Source organism: Pseudomonas sp. NPDC008258, assembly GCF_042956345.1.
Classification (GTDB): Bacteria; Pseudomonadota; Gammaproteobacteria; order Pseudomonadales; family Pseudomonadaceae; genus Aquipseudomonas.
Genome location: NZ_JBIBGE010000004.1, coordinates 75,813 through 97,808, shown reverse-complemented (window position 1 = coordinate 97,808; position 21,996 = coordinate 75,813). Strand labels below are relative to the sequence as shown.

19 protein-coding genes are annotated in these 21,996 nt (G+C 62.8%); 8 read left to right on the top strand and 11 right to left on the bottom strand.

Features of this window, described 5'->3' with window-relative positions; genetic code table 11:
* Nucleotides 1-32: 32 nt before the first annotated feature.
* From pip to ACFY9W_RS04515, 7 genes are all read left to right on the top strand, one after another.
* Nucleotides 33-1,004, top strand: a complete 972-nt coding sequence (gene pip, locus ACFY9W_RS04545; protein WP_391126347.1) for a prolyl aminopeptidase — start codon at nucleotides 33-35, stop codon at nucleotides 1,002-1,004.
* Complete coding sequence (gene dtd, locus ACFY9W_RS04540; RefSeq protein ID WP_013974555.1) at nucleotides 1,001-1,438, top strand: D-aminoacyl-tRNA deacylase; 438 nt, start codon at nucleotides 1,001-1,003, stop codon at nucleotides 1,436-1,438. The genes pip and dtd overlap by 4 nt, the downstream gene beginning before the upstream one ends.
* A gap of 263 nt (nucleotides 1,439-1,701) precedes the next feature.
* Nucleotides 1,702-3,441 (top strand): glucan biosynthesis protein, encoded by a 1,740-nt coding sequence (locus ACFY9W_RS04535; RefSeq protein ID WP_391126344.1) that lies wholly within the window; start codon nucleotides 1,702-1,704, stop codon nucleotides 3,439-3,441.
* Nucleotides 3,434-6,007 (top strand): glucans biosynthesis glucosyltransferase MdoH, encoded by a 2,574-nt coding sequence (mdoH, locus tag ACFY9W_RS04530; protein ID WP_391126341.1) that lies wholly within the window; start codon nucleotides 3,434-3,436, stop codon nucleotides 6,005-6,007. Before ACFY9W_RS04535 ends, mdoH begins: the two co-directional genes overlap by 8 nt.
* Nucleotides 6,008-6,243: 236 nt before the next feature.
* Complete coding sequence (locus tag ACFY9W_RS04525) at nucleotides 6,244-7,041, top strand: transporter substrate-binding domain-containing protein (RefSeq protein WP_391126662.1); 798 nt, start codon at nucleotides 6,244-6,246, stop codon at nucleotides 7,039-7,041.
* Between the two features lie 79 nt (nucleotides 7,042-7,120).
* Complete coding sequence (locus ACFY9W_RS04520) at nucleotides 7,121-8,083, top strand: ABC transporter permease subunit (protein ID WP_391126339.1); 963 nt, start codon at nucleotides 7,121-7,123, stop codon at nucleotides 8,081-8,083.
* Complete coding sequence (locus ACFY9W_RS04515; RefSeq protein WP_391126659.1) at nucleotides 8,076-8,810, top strand: ATP-binding cassette domain-containing protein; 735 nt, start codon at nucleotides 8,076-8,078, stop codon at nucleotides 8,808-8,810. The genes ACFY9W_RS04520 and ACFY9W_RS04515 overlap by 8 nt, the downstream gene beginning before the upstream one ends.
* A gap of 125 nt (nucleotides 8,811-8,935) precedes the next feature.
* On the opposite strand, the gene ACFY9W_RS04510 is transcribed toward ACFY9W_RS04515, so the two are convergent.
* The 10 genes from ACFY9W_RS04510 to ubiE form a co-directional block, all read right to left on the bottom strand.
* Nucleotides 8,936-10,513, bottom strand: a complete 1,578-nt coding sequence (locus ACFY9W_RS04510; RefSeq protein ID WP_391126336.1) for a methyl-accepting chemotaxis protein — start codon at nucleotides 10,511-10,513, stop codon at nucleotides 8,936-8,938.
* A gap of 101 nt (nucleotides 10,514-10,614) precedes the next feature.
* Nucleotides 10,615-11,322 carry a 16S rRNA (uracil(1498)-N(3))-methyltransferase gene (locus ACFY9W_RS04505; RefSeq protein ID WP_391126333.1) on the bottom strand — a complete coding sequence of 236 codons (708 nt, stop codon included), beginning with the start codon at nucleotides 11,320-11,322 and terminating at the stop codon, nucleotides 10,615-10,617.
* Entirely contained in the window at nucleotides 11,319-12,107 is a 789-nt protein-coding gene (gene tatC / locus ACFY9W_RS04500; protein ID WP_012274575.1) for a twin-arginine translocase subunit TatC, read from the bottom strand. Before tatC ends, ACFY9W_RS04505 begins: the two co-directional genes overlap by 4 nt.
* Nucleotides 12,104-12,481 (bottom strand): Sec-independent protein translocase protein TatB, encoded by a 378-nt coding sequence (gene tatB / locus ACFY9W_RS04495; RefSeq protein WP_391126330.1) that lies wholly within the window; start codon nucleotides 12,479-12,481, stop codon nucleotides 12,104-12,106. Before tatB ends, tatC begins: the two co-directional genes overlap by 4 nt.
* Nucleotides 12,482-12,484: 3 nt before the next feature.
* On the bottom strand, nucleotides 12,485-12,757 hold the full coding sequence (locus ACFY9W_RS04490) for a twin-arginine translocase TatA/TatE family subunit (RefSeq protein WP_167068300.1): 273 nt from the start codon (nucleotides 12,755-12,757) through the stop codon (nucleotides 12,485-12,487).
* A gap of 155 nt (nucleotides 12,758-12,912) precedes the next feature.
* Nucleotides 12,913-13,248, bottom strand: a complete 336-nt coding sequence (locus ACFY9W_RS04485; RefSeq protein WP_391126327.1) for a phosphoribosyl-ATP diphosphatase — start codon at nucleotides 13,246-13,248, stop codon at nucleotides 12,913-12,915.
* 1 nt (nucleotide 13,249) lies between these two features.
* Entirely contained in the window at nucleotides 13,250-13,642 is a 393-nt protein-coding gene (gene hisI, locus ACFY9W_RS04480) for a phosphoribosyl-AMP cyclohydrolase (RefSeq protein ID WP_391126324.1), read from the bottom strand.
* A gap of 71 nt (nucleotides 13,643-13,713) precedes the next feature.
* On the bottom strand, nucleotides 13,714-15,333 hold the full coding sequence (ubiB, locus tag ACFY9W_RS04475) for a ubiquinone biosynthesis regulatory protein kinase UbiB (protein ID WP_391126321.1): 1,620 nt from the start codon (nucleotides 15,331-15,333) through the stop codon (nucleotides 13,714-13,716).
* Entirely contained in the window at nucleotides 15,330-15,953 is a 624-nt protein-coding gene (locus tag ACFY9W_RS04470; protein WP_391126318.1) for an SCP2 sterol-binding domain-containing protein, read from the bottom strand. Before ACFY9W_RS04470 ends, ubiB begins: the two co-directional genes overlap by 4 nt.
* Nucleotides 15,953-16,723: a bifunctional demethylmenaquinone methyltransferase/2-methoxy-6-polyprenyl-1,4-benzoquinol methylase UbiE gene (ubiE, locus tag ACFY9W_RS04465; RefSeq protein WP_346645069.1), complete on the bottom strand. Its 771-nt coding sequence runs from the start codon at nucleotides 16,721-16,723 to the stop codon at nucleotides 15,953-15,955. The genes ACFY9W_RS04470 and ubiE overlap by 1 nt, the downstream gene beginning before the upstream one ends.
* 124 nt (nucleotides 16,724-16,847) lie before the next feature.
* Between ubiE and ACFY9W_RS04460 the strand changes: the two genes are divergently transcribed.
* The gene (locus ACFY9W_RS04460; protein ID WP_016712430.1) at nucleotides 16,848-17,123 is read left to right on the top strand and encodes a polyhydroxyalkanoic acid system family protein; all 276 of its coding nucleotides are present in this window, start codon (nucleotides 16,848-16,850) and stop codon (nucleotides 17,121-17,123) included.
* A gap of 12 nt (nucleotides 17,124-17,135) precedes the next feature.
* On the opposite strand, the gene ACFY9W_RS04455 is transcribed toward ACFY9W_RS04460, so the two are convergent.
* On the bottom strand, nucleotides 17,136-21,839 hold the full coding sequence (locus ACFY9W_RS04455) for a hypothetical protein (RefSeq protein ID WP_391126314.1): 4,704 nt from the start codon (nucleotides 21,837-21,839) through the stop codon (nucleotides 17,136-17,138).
* Nucleotides 21,840-21,996: the final 157 nt, after the last annotated feature.

Sequence of the window (21,996 nt, the reverse complement as noted above, 5' to 3'; positions counted from 1 at the left end):
ACGGCAGTCAATATCCTCACACGGAGTGCGCAATGCAGACCCTCTACCCGCAGATCAAACCCTACGCCCGGCACGATCTGGCCGTGGAAGCGCCGCATGTGCTGTATGTCGACGAAAGCGGCTCGCCGGAGGGGCTACCCGTGGTGTTCATCCACGGAGGCCCGGGTGCTGGCTGCGACGCCCAGAGCCGCTGCTACTTTGACCCCAACCTGTACCGCATCATCACGTTCGACCAGCGCGGCTGTGGCCGCTCCACGCCCCATGCGAGCCTGGAGAACAACACCACCTGGCACCTGGTCGAGGACCTGGAGCGCATTCGCGAGCACCTTGGCATCGACAAATGGGTGCTGTTCGGCGGTTCGTGGGGCTCCACCCTGGCCCTGGCCTACGCCCAGACCCACCCCGAGCGCGTGCACGGCCTGATCCTGCGTGGCATCTTCCTGTGCCGGCCGCAGGAGATCGAGTGGTTCTACCAGGAAGGTGCCAGCCGCCTGTTCCCCGACTACTGGCAGGACTACATCGCGCCGATTCCCCCGGAAGAGCGCGGCGACCTGGTCACCGCCTTCCACAAACGCCTTACCGGCAACGACCAGATCGCCCAGATGCACGCCGCCAAGGCCTGGTCCACCTGGGAAGGCCGCACGGCCACCCTGCGCCCCAATCCGCTGGTGGTCGACCGGTTCTCCGAGCCGCAACGCGCATTGTCGATTGCCCGGATCGAATGCCACTACTTCATGAACAACGCCTTCCTCGAGCCTGACCAGTTGATCCGCGACCTGCCGAAAATCGCCCACCTGCCGGCGGTGATCGTGCACGGTCGTTACGACGTGATCTGCCCGCTGGACAACGCCTGGGCGCTGCACCAGGCCTGGCCGAACAGTGAGCTCAAGGTGATCCGCGACGCCGGCCACGCCGCTTCCGAGCCTGGTATCACTGACGCTCTGGTGCGCGCCGCCGACCAGATGGCCCGGCGCCTGCTCGACCTGCCCCTGGAAGAAGCATGAGGGGCTTGCTGCAGCGCGTGCGCGGTGCACGGGTAGAGGTGGCGGGGGAAGTGGTCGGGGCCATTGACCAGGGTTTGCTGGTATTGGTGGCCGTCGAGCCTGAAGATTCCCGTGAACAGGCCGATAAACTGTTGCACAAGCTGCTGAACTACCGTGTGTTCAGCGATGAACAGGGCAAGATGAACCTGTCGCTCAAGGATGTCGGCGGCGGTTTGTTGCTGGTGTCGCAGTTCACGTTGGCGGCAGACACCCGCAACGGCATGCGCCCGAGCTTCTCGACGGCTGCGCCACCGGCCCTGGGCGCCGAGTTGTTCGACTATCTTTTGCAGCAGGCGAAGGCCCGGCATGCCGACGTGGCCAGCGGCCAATTTGGTGCAGACATGCAGGTTCACCTGGTGAATGATGGCCCCGTAACATTTATGTTACAAATATGAGGTCAAAAAACCCTTTGTTTATAGGAAAACAAGGGGTTTTGTACGATAAATAGTTGTTCCAGCCTGATGCGTTGTCACGCGACCTGCTGGATAATCGCGCGCTGCATGGACCTGCGTTCGCAGGTTCGTTTCACTCTGACTCGAGCATTGTCTGGATCCGTTTGGGGAATCATTACGCCCTCACGGGGTCCGAACAGTGCTCGCCAACCCGGCATTTGTCGCTGGCCGTTGGTTTCATGATCTGTTTTCGGCGAGGGTTGCTCGTGATTGTTAGTCCCCAAAAAGCATCAAGAATCCCCGGCACCGGGCTGCGCAAGGCCCTGATGGCCAGTGTGGCACTGGTCGGCCTGATGAGCGCGGGCCAGCTGTGGGCATTCAATCTTGACGATGTTGCAGCCAAGGCAAAGGATCTGGCCGGCCAGAAGTACGAAGCACCTAAAAGCAACCTGCCGGCCGTATTCCGCGACATGAAGTTTGCGGACTACCAGAAAATCCATTTCCTGCAGGAAAAGGCCGAGTGGGCCAACGACAAGACCCCGTTCAAGCTGTCGTTCTATCACCAGGGCATGCATTTCGATACCCCGGTGAAGATCAACGAGGTCACCGCCACCAAGGTCGAAGAAATCAAGTACGACCCGAGCCGCTTCGAGTTCGGTGACGTGCCACACGACCCGGAAACCACCAAGAACCTGGGTTATGCCGGTTTCCGCGTGCTGTACCCGATCAACAAGGCCGACAAGCAGGACGAGATCATGACCCTGCTTGGCGCCAGCTACTTCCGCGTGGTCGGCAAGGGCCACGTGTACGGCCTTTCGGCCCGTGGCCTGGCCATCGACACCGCGCTGCCGTCGGGCGAGGAGTTCCCGCGCTTCACCGAGTTCTGGGTTGAAAAACCCAAACCGGCCGACAAGCACCTGGTGATCTACGCCCTGCTGGATTCGCCGCGCTCCACCGGTGCCTACAAGCTGACCCTGCGCCCGGGCAACGATACCGTGGTCGACGTACAGTCCCAGGTCTTCCTGCGTGACCAGGTCAGCCGCCTGGGTATTGCCCCGCTGACCAGCATGTACCTGTTCGGCCCCAACCAGCCGTCCAAGGTGCTCAACTACCGCCCGGCCCTGCATGATTCCGAAGGCCTGTCGATTCATGCCGGCAATGGCGAGTGGATCTGGCGCCCGCTGAACAACCCGAAACACCTGGCCGTGAGCAACTTCAGTGTCGAGAACCCGCGTGGTTTCGGCCTGATGCAGCGCCAGCGCGCCTTCAGTGACTATGAAGACCTCGACGACAACTACCAGAAGCGCCCAAGCGCCTGGATCGAGCCGAAGGGTGATTGGGGCAAAGGTACCGTTGACCTGGTCGAAATTCCGACTGCCGACGAAACCAACGACAACATCGTTGCCTTCTGGAGCCCGGAAAAGCTGCCGGAACCGGGCAAGCCGTTCGAGTACGCCTACCGCCTGCACTGGACCATCAACGAGGCGAAGTTCCAGGCGCCTGAGTTGGGCTCGGTCAAGCAGACCCTGCGTTCCACCGGTGACGTCAAGCAGTCCAACCTGATCCGCCAGCCAGACGGCAGCGTGGCCTTCCTGGTCGACTTCACCGGCCCGGCATTGGCCGCCTTGCCGGAAGATGCCGCCGTGCGCAGCCAGATCAGCGTGGACGACAACGCCGAGGTGGTCGAGAACAATCTGCGCTATAACCCAGAGACCAAAGGCTGGCGCCTGACCCTGCGCTTGAAGGTCAAGGAAGCCAACAAATCGACTGAAATGCGTGCCGCGCTGGTGCGTGATGTGCCGGTCGAACCCGCCAAGCCTGCCCAGGAAGCCAAGCAGGACAAGGCCGCAGCCAAGCATGCCAAGGCGGAGAAAGCCGTCAAGGCCGAGCAACCTGCCAAGGCCGAACAACCTGCCGCCGATGCGGCGCCCACCAATGGGGCCCCGGCCACCACCGAGAAGGTGCTGACCGAGACCTGGAGCTATCAGTTGCCTGCCGATGAGTAACTCAAGCGCAAGGCCAGTATCGCTTGGCGAGTACCTGGCTCACCTACCACTGAGCGACGAGCAACGGGCGGAGCTCGCCAGTTGCACGTCGTTCAGTGAGCTGCACCAACGCCTGGCGGCCAACCCGGCCGTCGACGCTGCCGAGGCCGTGCAGGCCTCGGTAGGCCCACGCCTGACCGTGGGCAGCGCCGCCGAGCTGGAAGACGCCGAAATGCTCGGCGTCGACGGCAGCGGCCGCCTGTGCCTGAAGATCGCCCCACCAATCAAGCGCACCAAAGTGGTGCCAGAGCCGTGGCGCACCAACGTCCTGATCCGCATGTGGCGGCGCATGACCGGCCGCACCAATGCCCCGCAGCCGCCCAAGCGTGAGCTGCCGCCGGCGCGCTGGCGCACGGTCGGCTCGATCCGCCGCTACATCCTGCTGGCCCTGATGATCGGCCAGACCATCGTCGCCGGTTGGTACATGAAGGGCATCCTGCCGTACCAGGGCTGGTCGTTCGTCGACATGGACGAAATCGTCAACCAGTCACTGTGGCAGACCGTCGTCCAGGTGTGGCCATATGCCTTGCAGACGTCCATCCTGATTCTCTTCGGCATCCTGTTCTGCTGGGTGTCGGCGGGCTTCTGGACCGCGCTCATGGGCTTCCTCGAGCTACTCACCGGGCGTGACAAATACAAGATTTCGGGCAGCAGCGCCGGCAACGAGCCGATTGCGCCCGAGGCGCGTACCGCGCTGGTGATGCCGATCTGCAACGAAGACGTGCCGCGCGTGTTCGCCGGCCTGCGCGCAACGTTCGAGTCGGTGGCCGCCAGCGGCAACCTCGACCGTTTCGACTTCTTCGTGCTCAGCGACACCAACGACACCGACATTGCCGTGGCCGAGCAACAGGCCTGGCTGGACGTGTGCCGCGAAACCAAAGGCTTCGGCCGCATCTTCTACCGCCGCCGCCGGCGCCGGGTGAAGCGCAAGAGCGGCAACCTCGACGACTTCTGCCGTCGCTGGGGTGGCGAGTACAAGTACATGGTCGTGCTCGACGCCGACAGCGTCATGAGCGGCGAATGCCTGAGCAGCCTGGTGCGCCTGATGGAGGCCAACCCGGACGCCGGTATCATCCAGACCGGGCCGAAAGCCTCGGGCATGGACACCCTGTACGCACGCATGCAACAGTTTGCCACCCGCGTATACGGCCCGCTGTTCACGGCCGGCCTGCACTTCTGGCAGCTGGGCGAGTCGCACTACTGGGGCCACAACGCGATCATCCGCATGAAGCCGTTCATCGAGCACTGCGCCCTGGCGCCGTTGCCGGGCAAGGGCGCGTTCGCCGGTGCGATTCTCTCCCACGACTTCGTCGAAGCTGCGCTGATGCGCCGTGCCGGTTGGGGCGTGTGGATTGCCTATGACCTGCCGGGCAGCTACGAAGAACTGCCGCCCAACCTGCTCGACGAGCTCAAGCGTGACCGCCGCTGGTGCCACGGCAACCTGATGAACTTCCGCCTGTTCCTGGTCAAGGGTATGCACCCGGTGCACCGTGCGGTGTTCCTCACCGGGGTAATGTCGTACCTGTCGGCGCCGCTTTGGTTCCTGTTCCTGGTGCTGTCGACCGCGCTGCTGGCGACCAACACCCTGATGGAGCCGCAGTACTTCATCGAGCCGTACCAGCTGTACCCGCTGTGGCCGCAGTGGCACCCGGAAAAGGCCGTGGCGCTGTTCTCCACCACCATCGTGCTGCTGTTCCTGCCCAAGCTGCTCAGCATCATCCTGATCTGGGCCAAGGGCGCCGTCGAGTTTGGTGGGCGGGTGAAGGTGACCCTGTCGATGCTGATGGAGATGCTGTTCTCCATGCTGCTGGCACCGGTGCGCATGATCTTCCACACCCGCTTCGTGCTGGCCGCGTTCCTCGGCTGGGCCGCCACCTGGAACTCGCCGCAGCGTGACGACGACTCCACACCGTGGAGCGAGGCTGTGCGTCGCCATGGCCCGCAAACCCTGCTGGGCATTGCCTGGGCTGGGCTGGTGGCCTGGTTGAACCCAAGCTTCCTGTGGTGGTTGGCGCCGATTGTGGGTTCGCTGGTGCTGTCGATTCCGGTTTCGGTGATCTCCAGCCGCACCCGCCTGGGCCTGGCGGCCAAGGACGAGAAGCTGTTCCTCATCCCCGAGGAATACGCCACGCCGCAGGAGTTGCTGGCCACTGACCAGTACACCCACGAAAACCGCTGGCATGCCCTGCATGACGGCTTCGTGCGGGCCGTGGTCGACCCGCGGCAGAACGCCCTGGCCTGTGCCATGGCCACTGCCCGTCATGGTCAGGCGGCGCCAATCGAGGCGCTGCGTGCCGAGCGTGTGGCCAAGGCGATGGAGGTCGGGCCGAAAGGGCTGGACCTCAATACCCGCCTGGCTCTGCTCAGCGACCCGGTGGCGCTGACCCGCCTGCACGAGCAGGTGTGGGCAGAGCACAATGCAGCGTGGATCGATGTGTGGCGTGCGTCGATCAAGAACGACCCGCATTCACCGCTGTTGCCGCTGCACCCGGAAAACGAAGGCCAGCCGACACTCGTCGGCGCCTGACCGGGCCTCTTCGCGGGCACGCCCGCTCCCACAGGGAAATGCAGATCCCTGTGGGAGCGGGCGTGCCCGCGAAGCTTTTCAGGGCCCAGGCCGATTTTGGCCAACAAAGTCCCCCCCGGCGCTAGGTCCCCGAGCCGCCATGCGTTAGCATCCCATTCCGATACGACGCATAGGCCGGTACGGCCGTGCCAACACAATAAGATTCGCTACTTTTCTTGCTAGGGGACTTGGTGATGATCAAGAAATACCTTTCGCGGCTGATGGTCGGTGTAACCGCCCTGGTCGCTGTAACTGCGGCCCAGGCAGGCGCCATCGATGACGCGGTCAAGCGCGGCACCCTGAAGGTGGGCATGGACCCGACCTACATGCCGTTCCAGATGACCAACAAGCGTGGTGAGATCATCGGCTTCGAGGTCGATATCCTCAAGGCCATGGCCAAGTCCATGGGCGTGAAGTTCGAGGCTGTTTCCACCGCCTATGACGGCATCATCCCGGCCCTGCTGACCGACAAGTTCGACATGATCGGCAGCGGCATGACCCTGACCCAGGAACGCAACCTGCGCCTGAACTTCAGCGAACCCTTCATCGTGGTTGGCCAGACCCTGCTGATCCGCAAGGAGCTGGCTGGCGAGATCAAGTCGTACAAAGACCTGAACAACGAAAAGTACCGCCTGACCTCCAAGCTGGGCACTACCGGTGAAATGGTCTCCAAGAAGCTGATCGGCAAAGCCAAGTACCACGGCTACGACAACGAGCAGGAAGCGGTGATGGATGTGGTCAACGGCAAGGCTGACGCCTTTGTCTATGACGCGCCGTACAACGTGGTAGCGGTCGAGAAGGCCGGCGCTGGCAAGCTGCTGTTCCTCGAAGAACCTTTCACCTACGAGCCGCTGGCCTTCGGCCTGAAGAAAGGCGACTACGACAGCATCAACTTCATCAACAACTTCCTGCACCAGATCAAGCATGACGGGACCTACGATCGTATTCACGACAAGTGGTTCAAGAACAAGGACTGGCTGAAGGAAATGGAATAAGGCCCAGGCCAAAAGCCCGGCTTTATGACCCAGACGCGCAGGCAAACCCTGCGCGTTCGCATTTACGGAAGTACCCCACGTGATCAAACACAAGAAAGCCCAGTGGCCCTGGCACGGGTTGACCGCCCTGGTGCTGGTGGGCCTGGCAGTCAGCCTGTACCTGGCCACCTCAATGATGTCCTACGAGTGGCGCTGGAACCGCGTACCGCAGTACTTCGCCTACAAGGCTGAAGACACCCAGCGTGCTGCCGGTTACGGCACCGTTCAGGAAATTGTCATCTCCGGCGATAACGCCCGCGTCACGCTGAAGGACGAAAACGGCGATGAGCAAGTGCTCGACGTGGCCAAGGACAGCCTGCAACTGAGCCGTGGCGACGATGTTGCCGAAGGCGACCAGATCGGTGTAACCCGCCATTGGGCCGCCGGCCCGCTGGCCTGGGGCCTGTGGACCACGCTGTGGCTGTCGGTGGTATCCGGGGCGTTGGGCCTGGTGATTGGTCTGTTCGCCGGGTTGTGCCGGTTGTCGAACAACCCGACCCTGCGTGACCTGTCGACCGTTTATGTCGAACTGGTGCGCGGCACGCCGCTGCTGGTGCAGATTTTCATCTTCTACTTCTTCATCGGCACCGTGCTCAACCTGTCACGCGAGTTCGCCGGCGTGGCGGCACTGGCGCTGTTCACCGGCGCCTATGTAGCCGAAATCGTCCGTGCTGGCGTGCAGTCCATCGCCAAGGGCCAGAACGAAGCCGCCCGCTCGCTGGGCCTGAACGCTGGCCAGTCAATGCGCCATGTGATCCTGCCGCAGGCGTTCAAGCGCGTACTGCCGCCGTTGGCCGGCCAGTTCATCAGCCTGGTCAAGGACACCTCGCTGGTCTCGGTGATCGCCATCACCGAGCTGACCAAGAGCGGCCGCGAGGCCATCACCACCTCCTTCTCGACCTTCGAGATCTGGTTCTGCGTGGCAGGCCTGTACCTGCTGATCAACCTGCCGCTGTCGCACATTGCCAGCCGGCTTGAGCGGAGGCTTGCGCAAAGTGATTGAAGTCCGTGACCTGCTGAAAGTCTTCGATACCCGTGGCCATGTGGTGCGGGCTGTGGATAACGTCACCACCCAGGTCGCCAAGGGCGAAGTGGTGGTAGTGCTTGGCCCGTCGGGTTCGGGCAAGTCGACCTTCCTGCGCTGCCTGAACGGCCTGGAGCATTTCGACGAAGGCTTTGTAGCCATCGACGGCCTGCAACTGGCCGACCCGAAGACCGACATCAACGCCTACCGCCGCGAAGTCGGCATGGTGTTCCAGCACTTCAACCTGTTCCCGCACATGACCGTGCTGGAAAACCTGTGCCTGGCGCAGAAGGTGGTGCGCAAGCGCAACAAGGCGGACCGTGAGGCCAAGGCCCGGGCGTTGCTGGAAAAGGTCGGCATTGCACAGAAGGCCAACGAGTACCCCTCACGGCTTTCCGGTGGCCAGCAGCAGCGTGTAGCGATTGCCCGCGCCCTGTGCATGGAGCCCAAGGTCATGCTGTTCGATGAACCGACTTCTGCACTGGACCCGGAAATGGTCGGCGAGGTGCTGGACGTGATGAAGACCCTGGCCCAGGAAGGGATGACCATGGTCTGCGTTACCCACGAAATGGGCTTTGCCCGTGAAGTGGCTGATCGGGTGCTGTTCTTTGATCACGGCAAGCTGCTGGAAGATGCCTCGCCGCAGACCTTCTTCGATGCACCTAAGGATCCACGTGCGCAGGCGTTCCTGCGCCAGGTGCTGTAACCGCACCGGCCTCTTCGCGGGCACGCCCGCTCCCACAGGTACTGCGCAGCCCGTGAAACCTGCGCGATACCTGTGGGAGCGGGCATGCCCGCGAAGAGGCCAGCACAGGCAAGCCGCCCCTCAGGTTAGAGCTTGAACCGCCCCACCAGCCCCTGCAAGTGGGTGCCCAGCCGGGCCAATTCCACGCTTGAACTGGCTGTCTCTTCACTGGCCGCCGATGTCTGGTCGGAAATGTCCCGCACATTCATAACGCTGCGGTTGATCTCCTCGGCTACCGCCGTCTGCTCTTCTGCTGCCGTGGCAATCTGCTGGTTCATCGCCTGAATCGACGACACCGTCCTGGTAATGGTCTCCAGCGAACTGCCCGCTCGGCGCGTCAGCTCGACACTGCTGTCGGTCAACTGGCGGCTGCTGTCCATCACGCTGGCCACCCGCTGGGTGCCACTTTGCAGGCCGGCAATCAGCTCTTCGATCTCTTCGGTCGACTGCTGGGTGCGCTGGGCCAGGCTGCGCACTTCGTCGGCGACCACGGCAAAACCACGCCCGGCTTCACCGGCACGGGCGGCCTCGATCGCCGCGTTCAGGGCCAGCAGGTTGGTCTGCTGGGCCACCGACTTGATCACATCGAGTACGCTGCCGATCTTGTCGCTTTCGGCCTTGAGCTGGTTCATCGCTTCACTGGAGTTCACCACTTCGCCCGCCAGGCGCTCGATCTGCGCGACAGCTTCGCCCACCACCCGGTCACCTTCACGGGCTTGCTGGTCGGCCATCAGGGCCGCTTCCGAGGCCTGCTCGGCGTTACGTGCCACCTCGTGCACAGTGGCGGTCATCTGGTTCATGGCGGTCGCCACCTGGTCGGTCTCGACCTTCTGGTTGTTGACCCCCGCGCTGGTCTGCTCGGTGACGGCCGACAACTGTTCGGCGGCGCTGGCGATCTGCGTTACCCCGTCACCGATGCCGCCGATCAGCTCGCGCAGGCCTTGGGTCATGCGCTGCATGCTGGCCTGCAACTGGCCCAGTTCGTCGCGGCGCTGCACCGGCAGGCTCTGGGTCAGGTCGCCATTGGCCACGCGCTCTGCGGCACGCAAGGTCTGGCGTAGCGGAATGATGATCTGCCGGGTAATGGCCCAGGCGGCCAGCAGCCCAAGGGCCAGGGCCAGCGCAGTGGCCGCAGCGAGCAGGGTTTTGGCCTGGGCTGCGCCGGCGTCTCGCACTGCGGTTTGTGAGGCTGTCATCGCCTGGCTGGTCTGCAAGAGTACCGTGCCTTGCTCAGCCATGCGCCGTAAGGCCTGCTCCGTCGCGTCGGGGTCGGCAGCCGATTGCTTGAGGTCAGCGAACGCCTGCCGATAGTGGCGCACCGCTGTCATCTGTTGCTGGAGGCGTTGCTGGTCGTCGGGCTTTTCGATCTGGCCAAGCATCAGCTGGATCTGGCGCTCCAGATCGTCCAACGCTTTTTCCAGCTCTGCCACGGCTACGTTGTCGCGGTTGCGTTCATAGTGCTGGCGAGCGATACGCAAGTCCTGGGTGTACTGGTGGATCACCGAGATGTTCCCCAGCTTGTCGCCACGGTCGATGATGCTGTCCATGCCGTGCCAGCCGGTCAGGGTGATGGCCAAGGTCAACAGCAGCACCAGGCCGAAGCCCAGCCCAAGTTTGCGGTTGACGCTCACATTGCCCAGCGATTGGGCTAACCATTGATACATGTACGACTCCCGGGCGGCTTGGCAGCACAAATAGTTGTAGTGTTGCCAAGGCCATCGGCCCGGGAGGGGGAAACTTGATGGCCGAGAAAGTGACGTTTACGTCAGAAAATACGCGAAAGCAGCGCAGTGACGGCGGTTTCTACCCGCAGGATACGATCACCCAGTTGTACCGGTGCCAAGCCAGCCTTGCCGAGCAGTTCTATTTCGTAGGGGATCCAGCCACCTTCGGGGCCAATTGCCAGGGTTACGGCCTGCTCCACGGCGCGCGGGCAGGCGGGGTAGGGGCCTGGGTGGCCGACTAGACCGAGGGTGCCGTCGGCGATGGCGGGCAGGCGGTCTTCGACGAAGGGCTTGAAGCGCTTCTCGATGATGACCTCAGGCAGCACCGTGTCACGCGCCTGCTCAAGGCCCAGGATCAGGTTTTCGCGAATGCTCTGCGGCTGCAGGAACGGCGTTTGCCAGAAGCTTTTCTCGACCTTGTAGCTGTTCACCAGGATCAGCCGTGGCACGCCCAGGGTGGCGACGGTCTGGAACAACCGGCGCAGCATTTTGGGCCTTGGTACGGCCAGCACAAGGGTCAGCGGCAGCTTGGCCGGTGGCTGCTGGTCGAAGGCCACTTCAAGTTCGGCTTCGTGCCTTTCCAGGCGCAGCACCGTGGCCTTGCCCATCAGGCCGTTGACGCGGCCCACGCGCAGGTTATCGCCCACCGCAACACGGTGGATTTCCTGCATGTGGGTAAAGCGCCGGTCAGCGAGAACGACGCGGTCGGCCGAGACGAAGTCGGCCTCTTCAAGGAGCAACAGATTCACGGTTGGGTCGCTGGTGGTTGGTCGTTGTGGTCGTTGGCTTCTTCGTCGTGGGCGCTACGCTTGCGGATCAGGCTGCCGCACAGCACGCCGACCTCGAACAGCAGCCACATGGGCACGGCCAGCAAGGTCTGGGAGAAGATGTCTGGCGGGGTAAGCACCATGCCGACCACGAAGCAGCCGATGATCACGTAAGGGCGGATCTTCTTCAGGTACTTCACGTCGACCACGCCGATCCACACCAGCAGCACAACCGCCACCGGGATTTCGAAGGCCACGCCAAAGGCGAAGAACAGCGTCATCACGAAGTCGAGGTAGTTGGCGATGTCGGTCATCATTGCAACGCCTGCCGGGGTGGCGGCGGCAAAGAACTTGAACATCAGCGGGAACACCAGGAAATAGGCAAAGGCCATACCGGCGTAGAACAACAGAATGCTCGACACCAGCAGCGGAATGGCAATGCGCTTTTCATGGCGGTACAGCCCGGGTGCGATAAAGCCCCAGATCTGTTGCAGGATGAACGGGATCGCCAGGAACAGCGACACGATCATGGTCAACTTGAACGGCGTCAGGAACGGCGAGGCCACGTCGGTGGCGATCATCGTCGCGTTGGCCGGCAAGTGGTCGCGCAGAGGCGCCGAGACCAGCGTGTAGATCTGCTGGGCGAAGGAGAACAGCCCGGCAAAGATCAGGAAAATGACGGCAACGCAGCGCAACAGGCGGGTGCGCAGTTCGGTCAGGTGCGAAACCAGCGGCATGGGCTGGTCGTGTTCCGGATTCTCGCTCATGGGGCTCGCGGTGGTTGAGGCGGTTCAGAAGGTGTGGCCGGGGCGGCTGGGATGTCGACCGGCCTGGCTTCAAGCCCGGCAGGCGGCTGCACGCTGGCCGTGGTCACAGGAGGCTGCGCCGGCGGCGTCATCGGGTTGAGGATGCGCTTGGCTTCCTCTTCCATTTGCAGGATGTGCTCGTTGTGCAACTGGCGGCGGATGTCGTCAGCACCGATTTCGCGCTCGACCTCCATCTTGATGCTGTTGAAGCTGCGCTTGAGCCGGCCGATCCACAGGCCTGCCGTGCGCGCGGCACCCGGCAGGCGCTCGGGGCCGAGCACCAGCAGGGCGACAAGGCCGACGAGCAGCAGCTCGCTGAAACTGATGCCGAACATGGGTCAGTCTTTCCGCTGCGGCTCTTGGACCGGCTGGGCCTGCCCTTCGATGGTGTGGCCTTGCTGTGGCTGGGCAGTGTTCTGCACCGGCGGCACGGGCTGGGCAGGCGGAGGGGTCTGCTCGGCCGGCTTGTTCTCTTCGTCGTTCATGGCCTTGCGGAAGCCCTTGATCGACTCACCCAGGTCGCTGCCGAAGTTCTTCAGCTTCTTGGTGCCGAACACCAGGACTACGACTACCAGCAGGACGATCCAGTGTTTCCAGTCAAAGATACCCATTTCGTACTCCTGAAAAATGTGTGTACAGCAAATCGATCCGGCAACGCGGCCCCTGTGGGAGCGGGCATGCCCGCGAACACCGGCACAGCCGGTGCCATGCACCGCGTCGCATCTTTCGCGGGCGCGCCCGCTCCCACAGGCGCCCCGATTAAACGTCAGGCAGAAGGCTGGCGTGCGGCCTTCTCATCATGCCCGGACAGCCCAAAGCGGCGGTCCAGCTCATCCAGCACGGCTTGCGGATGCTGGCCCAGCGCGCTGAGCATCACCAGGCTATGAAACCACAGGTCGGCGGTTTCGTAGATGACATCACTGTAATCCTTGCTCACGGCCGCATCTTTGGCGGCGATGATGGTCTCGATCGACTCTTCGCCGAGCTTTTCAAGGATCTTGTTCAGGCCCTTGTGGTACAGGCTGGCCACGTACGAGCTGTCGGGCGCCGCTTGCTTGCGTTCTTCAAGCACTTCGGCCAGGCGGTTGAGGGTGTCGCTCATGTCAGTGTCCTGCGCTGTAGATGGCATCCGGGTCTTTCAGGACCGGGTCGACGACTTTCCACTGGCCGTCCTCGAAGACGCGGTAGAAGCAGCTTTCACGGCCGGTATGGCAGGCAATATGGCCCAGTTGCTCGACCATCAGGATGATCACGTCGGCGTCGCAGTCCAGGCGCAGTTCATGCAGCTTCTGCACATGCCCGGACTCCTCGCCCTTGCGCCACAGCTTGCCACGCGAACGCGACCAGTAGATGGCACGTTGCTCAGCGGCAGTCAGTGCCAGCGATTCACGGTTCATCCACGCCATCATCAATACGCGTCCGGTCTTGTGGTCCTGGGCGATTGCCGGTACCAGGCCATCGCTGTTCCACTTGATCTCGTCCAGCCAGTCTTTCATTGTCGACTCCAGAACGGCCCGCTCCTGTACCGGGCCCTTTGCGCTAGTGTGCCAGCCACGCGAGCGGCTGGCTATTGGCGCACGATCAGGTAAACGCCCGCGGCCAGCATCAGCCAGGCTGGCCAGGCGGCAGGGGCGGCCAGGCTGGCAGCCTCGGCAGCGCCCGCGGCCAGCACCGCGCCACCACCGAGCAGGCCGGCGCCCAGCAGGCGCAGGGCCCAGCGGTCACCCTGGCGGCGGCGTTCCGGCAGTTGCGGGTCGTGAAGGTGCGGCTGCGACAGGCGTTCGAGCAGGTCGCGGGCCATGTTGGCCAGGTGCGGCAATTGCTCGACCTGGCCATGAATGTTGCCGAATACGGCCTTGGGGCTGTAGCGGTCGCGCATCCAGCGTTCGAGGAATGGCTTGGCGGTGCTCCACAGGTCCAGGTCAGGGTACAGCTGGCGCCCCAGGCCTTCGATGTTGAGCAGGGTTTTCTGCAACAGCACCAGTTGCGGCTGCACTTCCATGTTGAAGCGCCGCGCGGTCTGGAACAGGCGCATCAGCACCTGGCCGAAGGAAATATCCTTTAACGGTTTTTCGAAGATCGGCTCGCACACGGTGCGGATCGCCGCTTCGAATTCGTTGACCTTGGTGTGTGCCGGCACCCAGCCCGAGTCGATGTGCAGTTGGGCGACGCGGCGGTAGTCACGCTTGAAGAACGCGATCAGGTTGCGCGCCAGGTAGTCCTGGTCTTCGGCCGTCAGGCTGCCGACAATGCCGCAGTCGATGGCAATGTACTGCGGGCTCCACGGCTTGACCGTGCTGACGAAGATGTTGCCTGGGTGCATGTCGGCATGGAAGAAGCTGTCGCGGAACACCTGGGTGAAGAACACCTCCACGCCACGCTCGGCCAGCAGTTTCATGTCGGTGCGCTGGTCGGCCAGGGTGGCCATGTCGGTCACCGGCACGCCGTAGATGCGCTCCATCACCAGCACTTTGGGGCGGCACAGGTCCCAGTAGACCTGGGGCACGTACATCAGCTCGGAGCCTTCGAAATTGCGCCGCAACTGGCTGGCGTTGGCAGCCTCGCGCAGCAGGTCGAGCTCGTCGTAGATGGTTTTCTCGTAGTCGCCGACGATTTCCACCGGGTGCAGGCGGCGGGCATCGGCCGAGGCGCGCTCGGCGGCCTTGGCGATCAGGAACAGCCACGCCAGGTCCTGGGCGATGACCGGCTTCAGGCCCGGGCGCACCACCTTGACCACCACTTCTTCGCCGGTTTTCAGGCGTGCGGCATGTACCTGGGCGACCGAGGCCGAAGCCAGCGGCTCTACGTCAAAGCGGCTGAACAGCTGCGCAACCGGGGCGCCCAGCTGTGCCTCGATCAGTGCCACGGCCTGCTTGGGGTCGAACGGCGGTACACGGTCCTGCAACAGCATCAGCTCATCGGCGATGTCGTTGGGCAGCAGGTCGCGGCGGGTGGACAACAACTGGCCGAACTTGATGAAAATCGGCCCCAGGTCCTGCAGTGCCAGGCGCAGACGCGCGCCGCGGCTCAGCTCGGACGGCTTGCGCGGCAGCCAGCGCCAGGGCATCAGCAGGCGCAGGCTCATCAGCCACCAGGGCAGCGGCAGGTCGAACAGCAGGTCATCGAGACGGTAGCGGATCACCACACGCTGGATGCGAAAAAGACGGCGGACGGCGAGCAGCTTCATGCGTTATCGCTGGTATCAAGGGATCGGGAAAGGCGCTTGAGGCGCGCCTCGAGGCGTTCGGTATCGAGCTTCAGTGCATCGAGTTCGCTGAAGGCGGCTTCGGCTTCACGCTTGCCTACCAGGGTGCGGGACTCTTCGGCCAGGTACTCGGACAGGTTCTGGCTGAAACGCGCCAGGCCCTGGCGGGTCCAGCGTGCGCGCAGGCGGATATGGCCGGCCAGCATGGCCGTTGCGACCGGGCCAAGCCAGCGTTGCAGCTCGTGCTCCCAGTCCAGCTCCAGGTCCTGTAATACACCGAACAGGTCGAGCAGCACGGCGCTGTCGCCATGCAGTTCGACCTGCGGGCTGTGCAGCACGGCGGTCTTGTCCCGGGCCAGGGCCAGTTGCGCCAGGCTGCCGGCCGGTGCGCGCAGGCTGCAGTCGACCTCGCCTTGCCAGTGGGCGGCGAGCATCAGGCCTTCTTCATCGGGCAGGATGAACACCTGCAAGGCCGGTTGGCGGCAGTCGATCTCGATGACCTTGCCTTCCAGTGCAGCCAGCCGCGGCAGGGCGGTGCTGTCCATGCGCAGGACGCGGTTCAGGCCATGTTCGACGCTGGCGAGCAGCCCGGCCAGCAGCATCAGGGTTTGATCCCCCGGTGCACGGCAACGATGCCGCTGGTCATGTTGTGGTAGGTGACGCGGTCGAAACCGGCCTCGACCATCATGCTTTTCAGCGTTTCCTGGTCGGGGTGCATGCGGATCGATTCGGCGAGGTAACGGTAGCTCTCCGAGTCGTTGGTGATCAGCTTGCCAGCCAGCGGCATGAAGGCGAACGAGTAGGCATCGTAGGCCTTGGACATCAGCTTGTTGGTCGGCTTGGAGAATTCCAGGATCAGCAGGCGGCCGCCGGGCTTGAGCACCCGCAGCATCGAACGGATGGCTTCGTCCTTGTGGGTGACGTTGCGCAGGCCGAAGGCGATGGTCACGCAGTCGAAGTGGTTGTCCGGGAACGGCAGCTTTTCAGCGTCGGCCTGCACGAACTCGATGTTGCCGGCCACGCCACGGTCGAGCAGGCGGTCACGGCCAACCTTGAGCATCGAGTCGTTGATGTCGGCCAGCACCACCTGACCAGTCGGGCCGACCAGGCGCGAGAACTTGGCGGCCAGGTCACCGGTACCGCCGGCGATGTCCAGCACCCGGTTACCGCTGCGCACGCCCGACAGCTCGATGGTAAAGCGCTTCCACAGGCGGTGCATGCCGCCGGACAGCACGTCGTTCATCAGGTCGTACTTGGCTGCCACCGAGTGGAACACTTCGGCGACTTTCTTCGCCTTCTGGCTTTCAGGGACGTCCTGGTAGCCAAAGTGGGTGGTGGGTTCGGCGTGGTCGCCTTTGCGCTGGTCGTTCATATCGCTTCACCGGAAAAAATTACCGCCATTCTAGGGCGAACGGGCGGATTTGTCTTGGCGGGGTGTGCCAGTGGGCAGGGGCGGGCATAATGCCAATTATGTCTTCATCTTCAGGAACACCCGCATGACCCAGATCAGCGTCGAACGCAAACACTCCCTCGGCCGCGATGCCGCCCGGGCCAAGGCCGAAGCGCTGGTCGACAAGCTCAGCCGCGAATACGACCTGAAGGCCACCTGGAACGGTGACCGTGTCGACGTGGCACGCAGCGGGGCAAACGGCAGCGTGCACATTGGCGAAGACAGCATCCGCGTGGAGCTGAAACTCGGCATGATGCTGTCGATGATGAGCGGCACCATCAAGGGTGAAATCGAGCGGGCGCTGGACAAGGCACTGGCCTGACGCCCGCTGCTGTCAGTTGTCGGGGAACGGGATAAGGTCCTCGACCTGCTCCAGGCGCAGATCACCCCGATAGATGTCATAACGCTCCGTGGCGGCCAGTGCCCGCTGCAAACGCTCGTCACGGCTCATGGCGTTCGGGAACTTCAAATGGCCTTTCGCAAAGCGACGGGCAGCGGCACTGGCGCTGGTGTAGTGGAAATGCGCTTCCCAAAGCTTTTGCCTGGGTTGCAGGCGATAAATGTCATAGACATCCAGAAAGTCGTTGGCCTTGAGCTTCTTGCGGCTTTTGCTCAGCCTGACCTCGACTTCGTCTGCTTCCACCAGGAAACGCAAAGCCCTGCTGTCGGGGTGCTGCGAGGCCAGATAAGCGCGGGTCAACAGGCGTTGTTTTTCTTCCTGCACTTCGTCAATCGCCTGCTCCAGCCGGCTGGCCAGTGAATGCTCTTGCTCCGGGCCGGTTCGCAACTGCGCGGCGACCTCAGACATGTCCTGTACATAGAATTCAAGCAGGTCCGCCAGGCTGTTGGGCCCGTCCAGATGGCGGGAAGCGTGGGCGATCCTGGCGGTTTTCTGGGCCAGCAGGTCATTGCCGGTACGACGCAGGCGAGCGTAGTCAGGTGCGGGCACCGGTTGCGGCACGGCTTCCCAGTGATCGCCCTGTTGCTGATAGCGGGTAACGGTCTGTTCGGTCAGCGGGTCGATCTGCACGGTTTCGCTGCCCTCATCAGCCTCCTCGACGATCAGGGCTCGGCCCCGGCTGGTGCGGATGATCTTGCGTCTGGCAGGGCGTACCTTATGGGTCAGGGGTTGTTCGGGCAGTGCATCCTGTGTGTCGGCAGCAGCCGAGACGACGGTGAGGTCATGCTCGGTCAGGTTGATCAATGCATTGATTTCGCCGATGTATTCATTCAAGCGGCTGCTGTCCACTGCAGGAATATCGCGTGAAAGCAAATACTCGGCATTGCCCAGTGACAGCTTGTACTCGCGCAGTGCGCTCTCCAGCGGCTCTTTCTGCTCCTCTGGCTTCAGGTGGGCTGCGGTGAGGCTGTCGTGGCTGAGCAGGGCTTCGTGCAAATGCTTGCTGCGCAGGTCTTGTTGCGCGAACAGGGTGCTTTCGAAGTTTTCTGCAGTCAGCTGGTGCCTTCTCACGACCAGTTGAACCAGATCGCTCAGGATCTGGCCACGGGTGATCAAGGTCGAGTAGCGCCGGTTGTTGATGATGGTGTCGAGTTTCTTGCGCTTGCCTGAGAACTGGATTTGCCCATCGGTCAGTGCCTCGCTGAGGTTCTGGTCCAGGCGTTGGCTGACGTTGAAGACGCGCCTGTGGATGCCCAGTGCTGCCCCGATGTTCTTGCTGTAGTCCAGGTACAGTTGTGCCTGCTCCTGGCCGAAAGGCAGCTGCACCAGCCGGCGCGACTGGCGCCTGAGCGTTTCATAGTCATTTATGTCGAGCAGGCGACGGAGCTGCTGCAGGTCGGCGGTCAGTAACTGCTCCCACCACTGGCCACGGGCAAATGACGCAGCGCCCTTGGGGTCGAACCTGGCGTATTTCGGGTCGCTCATGCTGGCGTAAAGTTGCGCCTGCTCCCTGATCAGCCCGGCCTGTTTTTCGTAGGTAAGTGCCAGCACCTCGATGTTTGCGCGTGCCTCGTTGCGCAGGGCCCGTAGCGCCTGCCGCTGCTCCTGCAGGGGTTCCGGCAGGCTGTCGAGTGCGACGCCCGGGTAATCATCCAGGGACTTCTCGAATGCCAGGTGCGCCTGGTCATAGGCTTTCACCCTTTCCAGGTAACCATCGATGAAGGTATCCGTACTGGTGAGTTTTTTGTCGTTCGCCACTCGGCTTTCGAGCATTTTCCTGAAGGCTTCTTTCTTTTCATCGATCAGCGCCTTGGCCGTTTTCGGCATGCCGCCCGGCAAGTGCAGGTCGAGCATCCATTCGCCGTTCCAGCGCGTCAGCCAAGGCCCGTTGCTGCGTTCGCGGCCAGCCATGTAGTAGCCGTCTGGCTCTGCGCCCCAGGTCTGCGACCATTCGCTCTCGCTGACCTGAGGGCCAATGATGCGCATGCCGCTCCAGCGCTCTTCGACTTCGTAGGCGACATTTTGCAGTTTTACGTAGTAACGCTCGTCAACCTTGTACAAGCCACGCATACGGCCGCTGGCCAGTGCGCTCTGCCCGTCCAGGTTGACCTTCGCACGCAAGGTGTCGAGGGCCGCGCGGGCATCATGGGGCAGGTTGCCGAGCCGCTGGTCGTGCCCCCATTGGCTGACATTCAGCGCTGCGGGCCGCGGTTGTTCGGCAAGGGCGAGCCAGGTTGTTTGCTCAGGCGGCTGCCTGGCAAGTGCGCCGGGGTTGCGGCGTGGTTCGGGCTGGAGCGCTGTTTCGGTTTCAGCTTCGGGGGTGGCAGCCATGGGCCCATGGGCCAGCAGCATGGCCAGGTTCAGCAGGATATCGCTACCAGCGAGCACCTTTTCTTCGGTGCTGCCCTGGGTCAATGCTGCCAGGTCATCCTTGATGCCGAGCAAGGCTGCGACCAACCAGGCAACCAGACCGGCCGGCCCTCGCAGCAGGGGCGTGGCCGTGTTGAACGCCAGCCATGCGAACTGCACCACCAGCGCCCAGCGCTGTTCGGCGTTGGAAACACTCTGCCGTGAAGCCAGCAACAGGAGCATGTCGGCCCTGGCTTGAAACATCATCTGGTCCAGATCACCGGGCGATGGCGTAAAGGCCAGGGTGACGGGGGCCCGCAGCTGCTCAATGGCATCTGCGGCCAGCGCGGAGGCCGGCCCCAGCAGGTGCGCCAGCTCCGTGAGGCCAGCGTGCAGGTGCGGGTGGGTGAAGCCGTCATTGGCATAAATGGGGTGGGCGTCGTCATCCAGCCAGGCGAGGACGTCTTGCTGCAGGCCATGTTCGGTGCGGATCGCTGCCATCAATTGGCTGCGGCTGTCGAACTGCCTGACGGCCTGTGCTGTGGCCATGGGGCGGTAAAGCACCCAGGTTGCAGTAGCAGGTACCTCGATCACGAACATGCCATGCACCTGGTTGGCCTTCGGGCCACCCGGCACGCTGTTGAATGCCAATGGAGCGAGGTTCAGCGATGCGCTGCTGTTGGCCTTACGGCGGCAAAAGTCGGCGATGGCCTGCCAGGTTCGCTCGCTCAACTGCCCGCCGATCTTTGCCTGTAACGCACTCAGCAGCAGGGCACTACGCCATTCCTGGGCAAAGCGCTGGCGGCGTTTGTCGGTGTCGGCCCCCGCTTGCAACTGGTCGTGAACAAATTGCGGATAGTGGCCGCCAATGTCCACGGCACTGATCAGTGCATGTACATAGTCAAGGTTCATCCAGCTGCTGAGCGTCTGCTGGTCGGCCAATTGAATGGCCGAGGCTACCTGGTCACCGCCCAGGGGCAGACGCGAAATGGCCATTTCGGTCAGACTGATGGTTTTCAGGTACTCAAGTCTCGCAGGCCCCGCGGAGGACGTCTGCACCACCTGTGAAATCGTTATTTGCACCTGATCAGGGTTGTAAGGCGGCTCGGCCGGGTGGTCATTGCGCATCTGCTCGCGCAGGCGGCGAACCGTGAACTGCTGCAAGTCTTCGATCCCGTCCAGGGAAGATTCACCCTGTGCCAGCATGTGCTCCGCCGACAGCTCCAGCAGCGCCGTGTGGTACTGGAACCGATCTGTCACCGTGGCGTTCTCCAGCCAGTCAGGCAGCCTGATGGCGGGTGTCGATTGCTCAAGGTGGAAGCACGCCGGGAAAGTCGATGAGGGGTCGCTCAGCCGGCTGAACAGCTCCTCCAGATCACTGGCTTGTTCGATAGCGCCAAGTTGAACGCGGTCAATCTGTTGCAATATCGCGTTGAGCAGTTGCCGGGCCTGGTAGCCGAACGGGTCCTCGGCCAGTGCAGTGCAGGCCCAGGACATCGTGTCGAACGCATACTGCCCGGAAAGCTCGTCGCGCAAGGCAACGGCGAAGGCCGCAAGCCCGTTGAAGCCACGTACAGTGCCAGAGGGCCTGCACCACAAGACCAGATCGCGCGCGTCTTTCTTGCCAGTGACAAGCAGGTCCGGCAATACCTGCTGAACCGTAGTGCCTGGGGTGTTGAACGAAACCTGCAAACCCTGCACGTTTGCCGATGTGCCCGTTTGCGCGAGCATGGCGTACAGCAAGGCTTTCTGATCGCTGTCCAGGCCTTGGCGTTCAAGCGTTGCGAACAATGCGGCCCTCAGCATCTGCTGCATCCAGCGCAGGCGGGTTATATCCGAGTCGCCTTCGCAGCTGTTCCAGAAACTGACTTGTGCCTGCTGGAATGCCTCGCAGAGGGTCGTCAGCATATCGTCTAAGGCCGTGTTCAGGTCGGCCATGCGAATGTCGATGGTCGGTGCGGCTTCCTGGGGGCGAAAGATGGCCGGTGGGGCCAGGCTGAGCTGGTCCGTGGGCTTTAGCGCCATGGGCAGGCCGGTGAGGAAATGCTCAAGCAAGGTGTCGACCAGGTTGCCTGGCTGTGCTTGTGGATCTTCTTGCGCGCCGGGCAGGATGCTGAAGCCCTCCAGGGACCGCAACTGCGGATGGTTCTTGCGGGTCCACGGGTAGCGTGCTGCGAGTGCGTCGAAGGCCGCGGTGGCAATGACTGCGCGCAGGCGGGGGCGGTTGGCGAACTGCTTCGCTACCTCTTGCCTGAACGAAATGGACGCAGTGATGGGTGATTGGGGCATGGCATGAGGCTCCGGTCAAAGGGAGTTGAATGCTCAAGCGCCAGAGCGAAGCGGTTGCGGTAGATAGATCAGCATGGCGATCTTAGGGTGCAGTTTCTAATTCATCTCCCTACCTTATGCTCAAGCCCAACCTCCATGGGCGGTTCATCCCTCCACT